9 protein-coding genes are annotated in these 17613 nt (G+C 59.3%); all 9 read right to left on the reverse strand.

From position 1 onward, the window contains the following. Positions 1-325: 325 nt before the first annotated feature. The 9 genes from AAIS01_RS00400 to AAIS01_RS00440 all read right to left on the reverse strand — a co-directional run bounded on the left by AAIS01_RS00400 (position 326) and on the right by AAIS01_RS00440 (position 17086). The gene (locus tag AAIS01_RS00400) at positions 326-1018 is read right to left on the reverse strand and encodes a sensor histidine kinase (RefSeq protein WP_186655038.1); all 693 of its coding nucleotides are present in this window, start codon (positions 1016-1018) and stop codon (positions 326-328) included. Next, the gene (locus tag AAIS01_RS00405) at positions 1011-2618 is read right to left on the reverse strand and encodes a response regulator (protein ID WP_343467354.1); all 1608 of its coding nucleotides are present in this window, start codon (positions 2616-2618) and stop codon (positions 1011-1013) included. Before AAIS01_RS00405 ends, AAIS01_RS00400 begins: the two co-directional genes overlap by 8 nt. A 380-nt stretch (positions 2619-2998) precedes the next feature. After that, a complete protein-coding gene (locus tag AAIS01_RS00410; RefSeq protein ID WP_343467355.1) occupies positions 2999-3595 on the reverse strand; it encodes an imm11 family protein in 597 nt (198 codons plus the stop codon). 51 nt (positions 3596-3646) lie between these two features. Then, a complete protein-coding gene (locus AAIS01_RS00415; protein ID WP_343467356.1) occupies positions 3647-4516 on the reverse strand; it encodes a hypothetical protein in 870 nt (289 codons plus the stop codon). Between the two features lie 53 nt (positions 4517-4569). Continuing rightward, the gene (locus AAIS01_RS00420) at positions 4570-5184 is read right to left on the reverse strand and encodes a GAD-like domain-containing protein (protein ID WP_343467357.1); all 615 of its coding nucleotides are present in this window, start codon (positions 5182-5184) and stop codon (positions 4570-4572) included. 123 nt (positions 5185-5307) lie between these two features. Further along, positions 5308-5637, reverse strand: a complete 330-nt coding sequence (locus AAIS01_RS00425; RefSeq protein ID WP_343467358.1) for an immunity protein YezG family protein — start codon at positions 5635-5637, stop codon at positions 5308-5310. Continuing rightward, complete coding sequence (locus AAIS01_RS00430; protein ID WP_343467359.1) at positions 5637-14858, reverse strand: two-partner secretion domain-containing protein; 9222 nt, start codon at positions 14856-14858, stop codon at positions 5637-5639. Before AAIS01_RS00430 ends, AAIS01_RS00425 begins: the two co-directional genes overlap by 1 nt. Positions 14859-14902: 44 nt before the next feature. Then, entirely contained in the window at positions 14903-15421 is a 519-nt protein-coding gene (locus tag AAIS01_RS00435) for a toxin-activating lysine-acyltransferase (RefSeq protein ID WP_343467360.1), read from the reverse strand. A 9-nt stretch (positions 15422-15430) separates the two neighbouring features. Next, positions 15431-17086: a ShlB/FhaC/HecB family hemolysin secretion/activation protein gene (locus tag AAIS01_RS00440; RefSeq protein ID WP_343467361.1), complete on the reverse strand. Its 1656-nt coding sequence runs from the start codon at positions 17084-17086 to the stop codon at positions 15431-15433. Positions 17087-17613: the final 527 nt, after the last annotated feature.

Here is a 17613-nt window from a genome sequence, read left to right on the forward strand (position 1 = left end):
ACGCCATTCAAATCCGGGGTGACACACTCAATCTCATCAATGCCCGTCAGTCGCTGCGCGAGTGAACACTGGCCATCGGTCGTCATGACGCAATCCTTGTAATGTGCGAGCCGCGAACGGCAACCCGTACAAAATAGGCTTCGGGTGTTCGGAATATCAAGCGGCCCAAGACAATAAACAACAAGCCCTGGAATACTGGGTGGGAGCGAGCCTGCTCGCGATGGCGTCGGGTCAGCCAATGCTGAGTTGACTGATACACCGCTATCGCGAGCAGGCTCGCTCCCACAGGGGGTTGTGTCGACAGATTTATGAGTGCCGAGCAGGTTCAGGGCAGATAAATCCGGAACACGCCCCCACCCAACACACCACCATTGGCAATCTCCGTACGTCCGCACAGCCCACCACGCTGATGCAACCCGGCAATCCGCGCGGCGAAGTACAAGCCCAGCCCGGTGCTGCCGCTGCTGTGATTGATGCCCTGCACATACTCGGCCTGACGCTCGATCATCTCGGCCGGGTAGCCTTCGCCGTCGTCATTGATGGTAAGCACCAGTTGCCCGGCCTCGTCGCTCGCACTGATCAGCAACGCCTGGCGCGCGTGGCGGATGGCATTGTTGATGCTGTTGTCGAGCACGGAGGCAATCAGCTCACGATCGAAAAAACCCAAGGGGCTGAGGGGGTCGACGTCGTAAGTGACCATGATCCCGCGGCTGCGGAACACGTCCTGATGGCCGGCCAGTTGCGCCTCGATAAAGTCATCCAGCTCGTGATAGGCCGGATGCAGCGGCAACTGGTTGACCCCCAGCTTGTACAGCCCCAGCAACTGCACCAGCAGGCCATTGAGGTGAGCGAACTCGAACTCCATGACGCCCTGCTCCGACGTCTGCCGCTCAGGGTCGGGCAAACGCTCAAGCCATTGGGTATGAGCCTGCATGAGCAAGGTCAGGGAGTTTTTCATGTCGTGCACGGTAGATGCGATCACCGTGGAAAAATCGAGGGCCTGTTCGCTGTCATTCATCGCCAAATGCCTTGCTTCGCAGTTTCTGATAACGCGCAAAACGCGCATCGGTGTCGGGCATCATGCCCACCAGTTTCAGGCAGGCGCGGCATTCCTGCAGCAGTTCCGACTCCACGCTGGTATCGGTGCCATGCAACAGTGACTGCGCCATGTTCAAAGCAATACTGATGTTCTTCGGTTGCATCTTCAGGGCTCGCCGGAACAGCTCTCGCGCCTCGGGCAAGGCGCCGGTCTTGTAGACACGCACACCTTCGCGGTTCAACTCGGCGGCGGCATTGCCCTGATTGAGGATGTTCGGGTCGTCGGTGAGCTTGGCAATGCCTTGCATCACCGCCGGGTCATCACCGTAGATTTCCGCGCAGTTCTTGAGCATCGACTCCCCGGCGCTGGTCTGGCCAAGCATCTGCAACTGCTTGGCCACCAGCAACGCGGCCTCGGCGCTCATGAACTGCTCCATGCCATCGAGGCGCTGCAAGGCCTGTTCGGTGAGCTTCTCGGCGGTTTCGGCATCGTTGAGCAACAGGCTGGTGGCCTTCATCAGCCGCGCCCGGACCTGCAACCCCGGGTCGTTGAGGTTCTCCTTCGCCACGGCGCTGAGGGTAGTGTTGATCTCCAGCCGGGTGCGGGTATCGAGGCCTTTTTCGCTGCCCTTGCTGATCAGCGCGTGGGCCAGGCCCAGATTGGTCTCCGGGTCCTTGAAGCGCGATTGCGCGCCCTGCCCGACCGCCTGGCGATAAGCCCTGGACGCGGTGTCGTAGTCTTCGTTGGTCATTGCCAGCTTGCCCAACAGCGCCTGCCGACGGACCGCCAGCGGCGACAGGCGAACCGCTTCTTCCAGCACACTCTGGGCCTGTTTGGTGTCGCCTTCGGTCACCAGCACCTCGGCCATGCCGTCGTATAAGGCTGGCATCATAGGGAAGGTTTTCAAGGCCTTTTCATAGACCTCCTTGGCCTGCCCCACCTGACCGCGCTTGAACAGCAACTTGCCCAGCCCCGCGTAGGCCCACGGCAACGGGCGATCCGCCAGGATGGAGTTGTACAGCCGCTCAAGGGCCTCGTTCTGATTCAGGTCACGCAACGCATCGGCCCGATAACGCAGGCACAACGGCCCATAGCGCGGGTCCTGTTTGCACAAGGCGATGCAGGCATTGAGCACTTCCATCGGCTTGCCACGATCGAGGGCTTGCAGGATCGGCTTGAGCAGGGTCTTGCGCTGCTCGAGCCGCTCCAGCCGCTGGGCCAGGCCGGAGCGGTTGAACGGTTTGGTCAGGTAGGCATCCGGCTCATGCTCCAGGGCACTGAGCACCATCGCCTGGCTGGTCTCGGCGGTCACCATGAGAAACACACTTTCATGGCTGATCAGCTTCTCGACCATCAGGTCTTCCAGCACCTGCTGGCCATTCTTGCGCCCATCGCCCAGGTGATAATCCTGCAAGATGAAGTCATAACGCTTCTGCGAGCACATGCGCAGCGCCACTTCACCGGTGTCGGCGGTGTCCACGTCCTTGACGCCCAGCTCACGCAGCATGGACCGGATCGAACTGCGGAAATCCGAGAAATCATCGACGATCAGAAAACTTTTTTGGTGGTACGCCAGCATCGAGGATGTCCAGGCAAGTAAGAAAATAACCCAATGGCATAACAACGAAACGCCGTGTCACAACCCCGAGGCGCGCAGATGATAGCCACCAGCCAGCAACGTTCAAGGGATTTTAGCAATCGCTTGGTCTGGCTGTGTCGTGACGCACATTGCGAGCCAAACGCAGGAGACAACCGGGCTCATCGGGTTATCGGCAGCAGATGGCGTTCCGTTAAGGGGAAGGTGTGGGAGAAACCGAGTGCAGAGAATCAGACCGTGGCGAGGGAGCTTGCTCCCGCTGGGCCGCGCAGCGGACCCGTTTTTTGGCGACTGCTGCGCAACCGAGCGGGAGCAAGCTCCCTCGCCACAAAGGACGATGTCAGGCTTCATCCCTCAAACAATCAGCAAATAACTTCACCCTCACCATTCACCCCCTCCAATAGCATGCCTCTGAGACCCGCACGCTCCAGCCGAAGCTTCACGTCCTCGCTAACGATCAATGCCCCCAAGTGTTTCTTGATACGAAAAATATGTTTTCCCTGGACCTTGGCAGGATCAATGACGAGATTCAGAAAAATGCTGTATTCGCCAGCTCGATCAGGTCGTACGGGATCATGGACCTCATATTTTTTGAAAGCGGAGCGTGATTCGTCTACGCAATCCAATTGGGTCTCGACAATCATCACATAGTAACGATCATGAGCTTGCTCGCCTGCAACCGACACAGGCTCGAGCACGACATTCATATACGGTTCATCAACGTCGGGAACGCCCAACAATGCATCCCTGGCTTTTTCACTCAAGACCGGCACAGAGGCATAGCCAGCCAAGGAAAAATCCAGACTCACACCTTCCTCACGAACCTCAAGGGCGTAAGTACATGGCTCCATGTACTCAGAAGGGGGGTCGATGAAGAGCCAGTTGTTGCAGTGCTTTATATCTCCCAAATACCAGCGTTCAGGAAACTGCACATCTTCCCGCAACAAGTAATACTTCATGTGAGCTCACCGCGTGTCGTTGCTTCACTGAAAAAAGGGTCGCGCCTACGTTTAAAGCCCGAAGAAACGCTCGTAGGCCGTCTCCATCCGGACCGCAAGCTGATCAGAAATGATGACCAGGTGTTCTAGCGCAGCCGTCTCTGCGGACAATAAAGGGCTCGACACCGCTGGAACAGTTAAACCTAGCTGCTGTCGGACCTGGAAAATCGCGTGGATCTCCACAGGCAACAAATCGAAAGGCGCATATTTGAATTCAGGGTCCCACGCCCCACCGCGGTCTTCCGCATGGGTGAGGTGATATTGACATAGCTCTTCCAGAGCATGAGCCAGCCCTTGTTCATCTGTCCATTTGTCTATCACGTTTTGATAAATCCCCAGATCCATCGACTTGATTTCTGAAAGCGTCTCTCCTTGCGTATAGACTGAATAAAGCCAGAGCATGAAAGGCTCTAATCGACGCTGTTCAAGATAGCTGGAATCCACGGCGCCATTGATAGTCAGCATTCCAGCCAGCACATCGGCCACGGACGCGGCCAGATCTCGACGATCAGCCACTATCAATCCGGCCAGCAAGCATCCAGCAATGCTCAATTGGTTAGTCAAATTGGGGATGGTTTTGATGCCTTGAAGAAAACTCGTTTTTGAGAAAGTCTTGGCGTTGAGCATCAGCGCCCAATAACGGTACATCATCGAGCGCGAGACGTCTTCCCAGCCAGAAGCCTCTCCATCACTGACCGAGACTTCACCCCGAATGCCGTAATATGTCGCCAGCATCCCCAACGAGTCAGCCACATTGTTCAATCCGTTTAATGAGTCGCTGGCAAGATCCTCATCAATATAGCCAAGCTCTTGAGCCATCAGGCCTTCCGACTGGGAAAGCCAACGACGGTGCTGATCAAGCCGGACGTTGATTTCATCCATTTCGATACACTCCTTTTACACCAGCAGGACGTCCTTCCGCTTACCGTGCTCACTCAGGACCGCATCTGCCGAAGGATCGTTAAGTGAACCTCTAAATTGCACTTAACCAACTGATCCAGCGAAGCCGTCCCTCCAAAAAACAATGCAGGCTCAAAGCCATAGATCTCACGCTCGTCAAGTGCACCCAACTTCTCCAGCGCCCGCTCAAATAGAAACTCACCTTGATGATCCTCCAGATCATAACGTTCCTTATCAGACATAGCGAAAAATGTCTGAAGGGCGAGATCCGGATCTTTATTAGGCATTTTCAGCTTATTCATCAATGCGACGATAGACCCCGTCGGACATGAAACTAAAATTTTCTGATTGTATTTCTCCCCCCAAGCATAAAGAGTCCCAAACGCGCTTCTTGCAATAACGTGGTAATTATCTATCTGTGGAAATTCAGTACCCGCGAGCCACATATCGAGCAGATGTTTATAATCATCCGGGTTCACTGTCCAGAAAAGGCCATTGGCATATCCACACCAACCCTCCTCCTGCCAATAGTCGAGCAGCGCGTCAGGGAGCACTTTACGGTACTTCTCAATTTGGGAGTCAGACACCTGTCGATGAGATGTGGCCTCTCCCATCACGCTGATGAAATACTGGAAATCTTCATCCCTCAACTTGTCGTCGCTCCTCTGAGTAGCACTGAAAAGAAAGGGACGAATCTATCAAAGAGCAATTATATAATACCTGCCCCCTTTCCTATCAATGCAATATTCTCGGTCCCTATCTCCACAAAAAACCTAATCATCATAATTGTAGTCAATACTAATTTTCATCTTCTCTACATCCAACGTAACTGCACACGAAGACCAAGCCTTTCCATTTTGGCACAATCCATTTTCAACATAATAGCGCCGAAGCTCAACCAACAACTCTGTCAAGTCTCCCACAGCCCTGCTGTCTGGATCGAACCAGCTTGAGCGGTTTGTCTTATCGAAATAATCAAACTCATAACTTCCTCCATCGCCCTCGGCAAAAAGTCTAGCTCTAACAACTATTTTCTGGGCCTCCGAGGGACCAGCATCCAATAAAAGCTGGCCAATTTTTTGATACAGCCTCTGCTCACTCATCAGTTTCCACCTTTAGGTGCATTTTTAAAATCAACAATCACAGGACGTCCACCATCAATCGAGTACCTAACATTGAATCTATCCGGCCTGAGGCCAGCATCTGTATACACAGGCTCGATTTTTACGCTAACGCTCTTACCCTCCTTGAGTGCGGAAGCCCATGCATTCTCCATCACCTTCCACTCACCTTTGTTTAAATTCCCATTCATGGGAAGTAAATTTAACTTCTCACCAGGACCGTTAAAAATACTTGCAATCAGATGCCCTCCCTCATCACCAGCAACTCCGCACTTACCAGCGACACACTGCTGGTATGTGTTCCTATCATTTTTCACAAGCGAAAGTTCAGACTCAACCTTTTCAACGCGCCCCAAACTATCTGTTTGATAAACTTTATTTCCATCAACCTTATAAATTGTATTGGGTTCAGGCTTATTGAGCTCTTTGGACCATGCGCCCTTACCGCCAGAGTTAATTTCTACTTCGCGAAGCACTTTACTAGGTTTTTTTATCCCAGCACTATAATCCCCAGGATTCTCAACAACCTTCCCATTAACGGTCGTCGTGCCAGGGCCATACCCCCCCTCAAGCTTCCCGCTATACGCCCCCTCCACGCTGCTCCACTGCACCGGCTTACCAGCCGACGCTTCGGCTTTGGCAATTTTGGCCATATCGGCCATCTTTTCAAGCCCTTCCGCCCCCACTTTGATCCCGGTTTTTGCCAGCGCCACGCCGCCTTTGGCCGCCGTACCCACGCCCGTGGCAATACTGCCAACCTGCCAAACGAGCTCGCCAATATCCTGGCCCAGTTGCACAGCGCGGTCGTCGCCGCCGTTTTCCAGAGCGTCTTTCACGCGGTCGAGTTTGGCGTTGAGTTCGTTGACCACGCCATCGCCGAACTGCTTGCGGGCCTCGGGGTCGTTGATCAGGGCTTTGAGGCCGTTGATTCCGTCAACCGGATGGAGGAGGAATTGCGCCAGACCCTCGACGTCGCTCCAGCCCGCCTGCACCAGGCCCTTGCCCACGCCGAAGCGGGTCAGTACGTCTTGCTTCTGGTTGATGTACCCCCATTTGGCGATCACTTGCGCCTTCGCCAGCAGTCCATCGGCCTCGCTGTACTCCTTCTCCGCCTGAACCAATTGCTGAGTCGCCAGCCAGTTGTTGTCCACCGCTGCGCCCGCTGCGGTGTTGGCGGTGGTGGCGTCCACTGAAGCGCTGTTGGCCGCCAGCCCAGTGACGATGCTGACAATCAGGTTACGTTTGGCTTCGCGCTGGGCTTCGCTTTCATCGGGGCTGGCTTCGGAGAACAGGCCGGTGAGCAGGCTCGACGCCGCCGCGCCTGCTGCACCGCTGCCGCAGCTCTGGCTGCTGGCGGCGGCACCTGCGCAGGCGACGATGCCGTGCAGGGCGGCGTGCAGTGGCGAGCCTTCGGTGAGTTTGCCGTCTGCGACGAGATCGCCGATGTAGCCAGCGCCCCGCTGTTGCACGTAATTGACTACCAGCCCCTGAACGAAGGCGCCGTTGCTGCCGCTGATGTTGCCGCTGGCCGCGCCCACCAGCGCGGTGGTGATCTGCCGGTAGGTACCGCCCGCGCCCCAGTTGTCGGCGATGTCGCGGGCTTGCGCCTTCAACTGCCGGGAGCTGTTGAGCAGCGCCAAGCGTTCGGTGTCGGTCAGTGGGGCCTTGGGATCCAGCGCCTGGGTCTCGGCCGCCTCGGCCTGTTGGCGCTTGCGGTCGACTTCCTTGGCCTTGTTGGCGAGCAAGGTGCTGGCTTCATTGGCGAACGCCCCTACGATCTCGAAACCGGCACGGATTTCGTCTTCGTCGAAAATCGGCTTGAGCGCGTTGCTGGTGTCACGGTCGCTGGACACGTCGCGGTTGAGGCTGGCGACGGTTTGTTCGCCATTCTGGCCGGTGCGTTTCAGTTGCTCGGCGTCGTTGCTGATGACAATGGTGCCGCCACTGATGCCGCTGCGGGTGACGCTGCTGGCGTCATCGCTGGCGCTGATGGCGATAGGCATCGTGGCGCCGAACTCATTTTCATTCTTCGGCAGGTCGGTGCCTGGGGTTTGCTGAGCGCCGGTCTGGGCGTTGCCCTGCTGGTCCTTGCCGACTTCCCGATAACCGCCGCCGACGCTGACAGTGCTGGCGTCGTACTCGGCTTTGTTCTTGATGTCGCGGCTGGTGAGGCTGGCGGTGACCAGTCGATTTTTGCCGTCCTGCACGGCCTTGGCGCTGCTGGCGATGACGCCGCCGACCAGGTCGGTGTTGCCACCGACACGAATATCAAAACCATCGTCCCCGGCCTTGATGCCCGATTGCTCGGTGACGCTGGCGTAGTTGGAGTCGATATCCGTGGCGCCGAAGCTGCCGCTGGCGCCACTGATCGTACTCAGGCCATAGCAGAACGGCGGAATGCACAGGCTGATGCCAACGCCCAGGCTCTGTTCATCGACCTCGTAGGTGTTGGTGTCTTGCAGGCTTTCGATGTTCAGGTCGCCGCCGATATCGGCCAACACTTGTTTTCCGCTGGCCACCGCGCCTTTGAGATTAGTGTCGCCGCCGGATGACAACAGCAACTGGTTGCCCGCCTCGACGTGGGTGTTGGTGTGGGTGAGCCCATTGCCGTCCGCCTGGCCACGGCTGCCGGACGCGCCCAGGTCCAGCGTGAAGCCGTTGCGAGCGCCAAGGGAGAAGCCGATACCGATGCTGGCGCTGGTGCCTTTGCTGTCGGTGTCCTGTTTGTCCGTGTTGCGCGCCGCAAGCAGATTGATGTCACCGTCTGCCAGCAGGCTGGCGTTACGTCCGGCCTTGATATCGCTGCCTTGTATGGTGATGTCACTGGCGGCGCCGGCCCCCGTGGCCCTCAGGCGGATGTCATTACCGGCGAGCATGGTCGAACTGGCGGCGCTGTCGCTGACATAGGTGGTCGTGCTTTCGTTCTTCTTGGTGCCCAGCGACAGGCTGATGTTGATACCGCCCGCCGCGCCGGGATCCATCGCCACGGCGGTGGCGGCGTTGTGGGTTGCCAGCACGGCGGTGGCAGCGGCCAGCGCTTTCATGCGCCCGTCGTCGGTTTTTTCCGACGCCTGTTTCATCTGCTGGTTGGTCTGGATGGCGCTGATCACCGGGTTGGTCACGGTCAGGGTGAACCCGGTCTGTTTGAACAGCGTTTCATGTTCGCGCTGACGGGTGTTGCGCGCTTCGACGATGTCGAGGGTCTGCGCCGTGACGTCGATGTTGCCTTGCGGGGCCGATACCTGGCTGCCGACCTGACGATAGCCCTTGCCGGCTTCGATCAGTACATCGCCAGTGGTCGAACCGACGGTGCTCGCCACCGCCGTGTGTTGCGTGGTGAGGTCTTTGACGCTTTGTTGCTGGCTGCCCATGGTGACGGCGATGCCACCGCCGCTGAACAAACCGCTTTTCTTCACCGACTTGTCGTGGCGTTCGTTGCTGCTGTCGGTGGCCGCTTCAATGTTGACGTTGTTGTCCGCCACCAGAACGGTCTGGCTGGTGGACACTACATTGCTGCCCTTCAGATTGATGTCGCGACCGGCCTGTACATAGGTCTGCTCGCCACTCAGGGTGGTGCCTTCGGCCTGGGTCTGACTGACAGTGTCGCGGGTCGTGGTGGTTTTGCTGGAGAGCCACCCGCTGCTGCCTTTGACCTTGTGCGCTTCGTCGGCAAATTGGTAGTTCTGGCCAGCGCTCAGGTTGACGTCACGCTTGGCCTCGGCAAACACCGCTCCTTGTTCGCTGGTCACGCGAGCAACGCGCGCGTTGAGGTCCTGGCCCGCGCTCAGCCGCACGTCGCCCTGCCCCTGTATCAGCGAACCCGCTTCGGTCCGGCTTTCGTCCTTGCGCCAATTGCTGCTGTCCCAAGTCAACGACTGCTGGTGGGCCTCGCCAACGGTGGCAAGATTGATGTTATTGCCCGCCTCCAGCGATGTGCTGCCGCCCTTGCCGGCGTTGACGACTTGGGCGCCGGTGAGGTTCAGGTCCTTGCCGGCACTGACGCCCATCGTGCCCTGGGCGCCGCTGACAAACAGCCCGGCCACCCGTGACAGGTTGGTGCGGGTGCCTTGATCACTGCTGCTGTCTCGAGTGCTGGAGACGACGTTGATGTCTTGCCCGGCCTTGAGCGACAGGCTGTCCACGGCACCGATCAGGCCGCCGAGGTTGTTGAGGTTTTCCCGTGCAGTGAGCGAGGCCTTGTCGGCCTGGATCCGGCCACCGAGGTTTTCGATGTTCTGCGCCGTGATCGACATGACGCTGCGCCCGGCCAGGCTGCCGCTGTTGATCAGGTCGCCGGAGATGTTCAGGTTCAGTTGTTGCCCGGCAATCAGAGCGCCGGAGCCATTGAGGTCGCCTTCCTGAACCCGTACGTACACTTGCGGCACCAGCACGTTGCGGGTTTCACCGTTGGCTAGGGTGACCTGCTTTTGCACCAGCCAGACGATGTCGCTGGTCAACTGCGCCATCTGCTCGGAGGTCAGGGCCACACCGGGGACCAATTGCCACTGGCTGGCGACGGTGACGGCGTTGTCGATCAGCGCCCGGTACTGCATTTCGTCATTGGCGTAGCCATCGAGGAAGCGGCGACCGGTGAGTTGCGCGATCTGTTCACGAATCAGCTTCTGCTCGTAGAACCCGTCCCCCAAACGTTGCTGGGTCAGTGCCGGGTCGACTTGCAGGCGTTGCAGCATGTAGTCAGAAGACAACCAGGTGCGATAGCTGGCGAAACGCGGGTCGGTTTCGATCAGGTAGCCGTTGCTGTTCTGAGGCGTGGTGTTGAACAGGCTGTTGTTCGGCAGTTCAAGGGACGGCCCACCGCTGCGAATCTGCTCGGCGACGCCTTTGGTGTTCAGTGTGGTTTGCGCGGCGACCTGAACGATAGGCGCCACTTGATGGGTTCTGCCCACAGGGGCGCTGACTGCCCCCGTGCCAGTGATTTGATCACTGACACTCTGAGTCGCGCGGGCGCTGATCTGGGTGCCGCTCCCGTTGCCGGCGGTATTCTGGGCAAATACGGTGGGCTGCAGGGAGATGTCCTGAATCAAAGGTGCTGGCGTGTAGGCCGTGACGCTGGTTCCCTGCCTGTCGCGGCCCTTGCGCTGTATGCGATAGAAGTGGCTGGCGGTGCCGCTGTCGGAAGTGGTGCGCTGGCCGGACAATTCAGTGTTGGTCAGGCTGACGATGTCGGCCTGCAACAGTCCACCGGCAATGATGCGGCTCTTGTCGTTGAGCACATCACCTGCGCTGATCTGCATCGTCCCGCCAGACAGGATCTGTGCCGGCGCCGAGGTGGCGATCTGGGTTTCGCGCACCACGCGGGTGTAGTCGTAGCGGTTCCAGTTGTCCCGCCGACCCTCCGGGGTGTTCAGGTAAAGAACCTCGTCGTGGCTCAAGGATATCTGATCGCCCTGATAGCGGTTCGACGAACCGGTGAGCTGGAACTCTTGCAGGGCGGTGCGGCTGACCTCCACTTCCTGGGTACTGAAGTGTTCGTTGGTGTTGCGCACACTCTGCACGTTCAGCGACAGGTCGCCGAGGGCCTCGATGGTCGCACTGGCGTTGGTCAGCAACTGAGCGCGATTCTGGGCTTTGTCGTTGGCGTCCAGCGCACCGCCGATGGCCAGGTTGCCGGCGCTGAAGATCAGCGCCTGTTCGCGGTTGTCCAGGGTGCCAGCGCCGATGTCGAGCGACTCGCGGGCGGCGATGGTCGCGGCGAGGCCGTTTTCATCACGGTTGGTCAGCGTCGAGGTGGCAATCGCCAGTCGGTCACCGTAAAGGCGCCCGGTGCCCAGGTTATTGAGCGAAAGAGACTGCACACGCACTTGCTGACCGTCGATCAGGCCTCGGTTGGTCAGGCTGTCGTTGATGTTCAGGCGAACCTGACCGGCGCTGATCTCCCCGTTGGCGGCGTTGTCCAGCGTTTGCGAGTGCACCAACAGGAGATTGCCCGCCAGCAGTTTTCCGCTGTTGTTGAAAGCCCCCTCGGAGCTCAGGTCAACCGTGTTGTTGGCCTGAATCTGCCCGCTCAGCGCCAGGCCGTTTTGCAGCCTGAAGGTCAGGTCGCCCAGGCTCAGGGCCCGACCGGTGCCGCTGTAATAGGCCGCGTTGAGGGATAAAAGACTGCCAGCAAGCAAGGTGCCGTCGAGGTTGTGCACCGACTGGCGACGTTGCGCCGAGTCGCGATCGGTGATGGTCAGGCCGGCCCCTGACGAGATCAGTCCGCCCTGGTTGTCCAGCGTCTGGCTGACGCCAATGGACAGGCCTTGGTCCGCTCGCACAGCACCGCTCTGGTTGCCGAAGGTGTCGCCTGCCAGGCTGATTGCACGACCTTCAAGGCCCTGATTGACGCCTTGGGTGGCACTGTTGTCAAGCACGTTGGCGCTCACCTTCAGGGTTCCCGCGCTGCGTACCAAGCCGCCCTGATTATTGAGCGTATCACCCAGTATCAGGTCGACATCGCCGAGGCCTTGTAGCTGGCCGCCACGGTTATCCAGCCGGGCGCCTTCGACGCTTACGGTTTTCTCACCAATGATCTGGCCACCGCTGCTGTTGCCCAAGTCGGTGGTCTTCAGAACCAGAGCACCCTTGGCCCCGAGGAAGCCGCTACTGTTGTTGAAGTTGGCACTGTGGATCTGCACGTCACCCTGCCCGCTGATGCCTTGGGTGGTGCCCGATTGAATGTTGTTCAGCGCCTGGCTGCCAGTGTCGATGAACAGCTTGCCCTTGGCCTGGATCAGGCCCGCCGCGTTGCGCAGTTCACCGCTGCGCAGGTCAAGGGTCGCACCGGCATTCAACGTGCCTTGGCTGTTGTCCATCAGCAGGCCGTGGCTGTCCAGGTCCAAGGCCTGGCCACTGATGACCCCGCCCTGGTTATTCAGGCCCTGGGCCGACAGATCGATATCGCCCAGCGCTTCAAGGCGCCCGCCGCTGTTGTTCAATGCATCGGCCGAGACACTGACCAGCAAGCCGGACTTCACCGAGCCCAGCACGCCATTGGTGTTGTTCAACTGCCCAGCGATGATCTCCATGCGCTGGGTAGCAGCGAGCGTGCCGCCGATATTGTTCAACCGGTCGAGCTCGGCATGCAGTTCACCGCCGGCACTCACCGTGCCTTGGGTGTTATCCAGCGCCTCGCCGCTGACCTTTGTCGTACCGCTGGCGGCCAGCGTGCCGCCGCCGTTGTTGATCTCGTTGTCAGCCGTGACGGTCAAGGCACCGTTATTGGTGGCGAGGACTTTGCCGCCCTGGTTGTTCAATGTGCCGACCTTCAGGGCCACCGCTGCGGGCGCGCTGACTTGTCCGGCCTGATTGTCGAAACGTTCACGGGCAGTGACCTGTAAGGGCTGCGTGCCGGTCTGGATAATGCGTCCGCTCTGGTTGGACAAGGTCGTGGTGTCGAGCGTGATCTGTTGACCTTGGGTCAGGCCATCATCGACCACCACCTCGCGGGCCTTGACGGTCAGCTTGCCATTACTCGCCAAAGTGCCTTTGCTGCCAGCCAACTGGTCGGCCTGGATGTCCAGGATGCCTTTGCCGGCGTGCTCGACCTTGCCGTTGCTGTTGTCGAGGCGATGGGCTTCAAGCTTCAGGTTCCCGGCATTGGAAGCGATTCGCCCACGACTGTTGTCGAGCGTGGCGGCGGCCTTGATCGACGTGTCGGCGGTGCCGGTCTGCACCAGCTCACCGCCGACATTGAAAACATCACGGGCGCTCAATTGCAGATTACCGGCGTTGACCTTGGCCGCATCGGTGCGCAGGGTCTTGGTCGCTTTGGCGGTCAACACCTGGCTCGCATCGACTTGACTGCCACTGAGGTTGGCGTCACCGTCGCTGGCGGTCAGGGTGACATTGCGACCTCGGGTCTGGCTGCTGCTCAGGTCCAGATCAGCAGCCTCGACGCTCACATCGCCAGCGGCGACGTTCTGACCTTGCGCCTTGATCGTGGAAGCCTTGAGCGTGAGGTTGCCGCTGCTGCCCAGCTTGCCGTCCGCATCGACGCCCGCTGCCAGGCTCGAGGCCGTGGTGCTGCGAATGTTCTTGGCGGTCAGCGTCGTGTGGGTCTGGCTGGCAACGGTGCCGCTGTTGTCGATGTCACCGACGCTATCGAGGCCCAAGTCGCCCTTGGCGTAGAGCGTGCCGCTGTTTTCAACACTGCCGGCAGTGATTTGGGTCGCCGCTGCGCTGCTGATCGCGCCCTGGTTTTGCAGTTTACCGTCCGCGCTGATCACCACCTCACCGGCCATGGCGCCGATCTGCCCGGCGTTGCGCACGCCGACACCGGATTCGGTGCCCACCAGCATGATCTTCCCGGCATACATGCCGCCGAGCTTGGCAACGTCGATGGCAACGGTGGGTTTGTCTTCCTCGGTGCCTGGCAGCGGCGTGGCCTGGGTGTTGTCGGCATTGACCTGATTACGTCCGGCGGTGACTTTCAAGTCGCTGGCCCACACCCCGGCGTTGACCTGCACCGAGCGAGCAATCAGGTCGGTGTAGTCGGTCTCGCGGGCATCCAGGCCTTTGCCTTCAATGTTGATGGTCCCGCCCTGCACGGTATAACCGGTGATGCGACCATTCTCCAACTGCGCCCGCCCCGTGCTGAGGGTCGCACGATCGGCGTTGATAAAACCGCAACCGTTACAGGTGATGCCGGACGGGTTGGCGATCACCACTTCGGCGCGTTGCCCCGCGACTTCGACGTAGCCGCGCAACTGACTGGGATTGCTGGCGTTGACCTCGTTGAGGATCACCCGCGCACCACCATTGCCCAACATGGGATTGCCTTCAATCCAGCCACCCAGCTTCGTCTGACTGTTGGCTGCAGCGTTGTTGAGGATCACGCCACGGTTGTCGACGTCGAACTGGTTGTAGGTGTTACGCGAAACACCGGCGGCGCTGGGCGCGCGGATGTTCACCTGCGGGGCGCCGTTGGCGCTTTCGATCACCATAGGGCGTTGACCGGCCGGAGCACCGGGGTCGGCGACGATGGTGCCGGCCCAGGCCGGCGCTACGCTCAAGGACACCAGCCCGATCGCTGCCATCAGCGCAAAGCGCAATGCCCCGAGCGTCGCTGTGCACTGCGGCGCACCGGCGATCGGGCCGGAACGGGTGCCCGGTGCCTTGACCTGGCTCGTGACGTTTTCCGCCACCACCATCAGCAGTCCGCGGGCCTTGTTGAAAACGATTCGGTACAGATGCTTGTTCATTGCAATTCCATTTGCGGTGACTGTCCGCAAGTCCAGAGGTTGGGTTACGGTGCAGTTGCCAGCGGATGAGCGGCAAACCAGGCCTTGGCCTGTTCAGGGATGACGCCGATCCCTTGGAATGTCTTGACCCGCAGGCCGCGCTCGTCGCCACGGTGATAGAGGGCACGGGCGCAGCGATGGGTGAACAGGTGGCGCTGCAGCAAGCGGCTCAATGCCGCCGTGTGGCCAAAAGGCGCAACCCAGTCGTTGAACCAGAGACGCTCGCCACAGTTCCAGTCGGTGTCAGTGAGGGCCAGCGGCGATTGCTGCAAATAACGTCGCTCGGCGGCTTCGTCGAAGTTGAGCCAGGACAGGTAAAACACCGGTTTACCGTGCTCACTGCCAAGCACGAACTGACGATGCTTGAGAGCGGGCAACAACAGCGTCGGCAGGCTGTGCAGTGGTGCATCGCGATGGGCTTTGGAGTGCATCCACAACCACGTGGCGGAGCCCAACACGGCGGCTTCATTCCAGGGTTCGTCGATCAGGCCGGGGGCAATAATGTCTAGCGTTTCGAACTGCATGGATTCACCTCAGAATGACCAGATGACACTGAAGGCACTGGTCACGTTTGCCGTTTCGAAGCCATCGGGTTTCTTCAGCGGCGTGCCCAGCGACCAGTCATAAGACAGGCCTTTGTAGCCGCCACGTATGCCCACCACGGCACCCGCCAGACGCTGGCCGATCAGGAATTCACTGGCCTGGCCGCTGACTTCGCCATAATCGATACCGGTGTAGAGCTCTTGGCCGGTCTGGCCCAAAGACAGGCCGACTTCATTGCGCAAGGTCCAGCCACGGTCGGCGGAAAGAATGTTTTCACCATCGAAACCGCGCACGCTGTAGCGCCCCCCGATCGAGAAACGATCCTGAGGCACCAGGGGTGTACGGTTCCATTGCGCACGCCAGCTGCCGATGTAGCGCAGGCGCTGGTTGCCCGCCACAAACGGCACTTGCAATTGAGCGTCGGCAGTGATGATCTGCGAGCGTGAAGTGCCGGCGTCAAAATCTTCCTCGGGCGCTTTGAGCGAGTCATGAGCACCGGTGCCGCGACGATAGGCAGCGCCCAGGTCGAGGATCGAAGCGCCGATGAACTCGCGATGGTTCAGGCCGAACTGCCAACCGGCCATGCGTCGTTTCTGGTTGCCGATTTCGGTGTCGTCGATGAAGTTCTCCGACGAACGCGTCCACAAGCTGCCCCAGGCCGAGGTCTTGCGAACGGCATCGCGGTAAAGCAGACGTGACAGGCGCACCTCGTTGTTGCGACTCTCGCCACGGTACTGATAGGTCTGGGTGGCGCCGGCCACAGACTGTTCGTAGTCATATTCACTGCTGGTAAAACCCAGTTGCCAATAACCGAACGGCAGCGAGTAATGCAGGGTGCTGCCATCGGAGCCGCGCTGGCCGGACTCGCCACCGCCCAGGTCATGGTTGACGCTGGCGTAGAACAGGTCGTTAAGCGACAGCAGATTGTCGAGGGACAACGAGACGTTACCTTGGTATTTACCGGTGGTCTTGCTGCCGGAGTTGTCCACCGACAAGCTCACGCGAGCCGGAAACCGCTGACGCCAAGCGATCACTACGTCGCTTTCACCGGGCTTGGCGTCGGCAGCGCGGGCAGGCGCAATCTGGATGTCGGCCTCGGCGGTGGGTACGCGTTTGAAGTTCTCCAGCGCCTGTTCGATATCGCGCAGGTTGAGCAGATCACCGGGATTGGCGGGCATCGCATTCCAGGCATTGGCGCGGGAGCTGGTGCCCTCGTCGAAACGAATCTCGCGAATGCGCCCCGGCACCAGGGTCAGTACCAGAATCCCACTGTTCAGATCCTGGGCTTCGGCAAGGACGCGAGTCGTGACGTAACCGGCTTCGATGATCGCATTCTGCATGCGTTTCATTGTCAGGTTGATCCCGGCGCCGCCTAAACAACGACCTAGGGCGGGGTCATGCTTGGGGTTGGCGGCGCGCAACGCCCACTGAAATTGCTCCGCCGCCTCACCGATCAGGCGGATATCGTTGATGGCAAAACAGGGGCTTTCCTTGTCCGGCAACCGTTCGGCACCCTCGTTCACCGGCGCCGCCTGAAGGCGTACGTCCGGCCGCGACTCTAACTGGTCACGCAGAACGCGCTCGCGCTCACGCTGGCGCAGCAGCTCCTCTTCAGGCCCGGCCGCCTGTACAACGCCTCCAGCCATCACCGCCCACGTGGCCACTAAAAGAAGCGTGAGCCGCATGGCGTTCTGTGGAAGTGAACGGGGCCCGTCGACAAGAAGGCGAGCGCCGCTCGGTTTACGCGTTCGGCTGGGTGCGGCTGGGTGCATGTCACATCCTTGTGGCCTGAATCAAAGACACGGTGGGTCAGGCCGCCAGGGATGGCAGTGGCACCGACTCAGATAAATAAAGAGGTACGTGTCCGCTCGTAGCGAAGGAAAAGTCCTACAACGTACCGAGACGGTCAGATGGCAAAGGGGGGGATAAGTTTCACGCGACCGAATGAGTCGATACAGATTCGTCGAGAAATGGGGACTCAGTCACAGGTTTGAGGAAATGGAATTGTATTGGAAGGTGGTGTCCCAGGGCAGGTTCGAACTGCCAACCTTCCCCTTAGGAGGGTTAATTTAGACCCAATGGGTACAGCCACAAGCCCAGTATTATTGGGCCTTTTAGTCCCATTGAGTCCGTGAACATCGAGCGGTATAGTGCTTTTTGCTGCCACCCTGCT

The organism is Pseudomonas halotolerans, assembly GCF_039581215.1.
GTDB lineage: Bacteria > Pseudomonadota > Gammaproteobacteria > Pseudomonadales > Pseudomonadaceae > Aquipseudomonas > Aquipseudomonas tehranensis.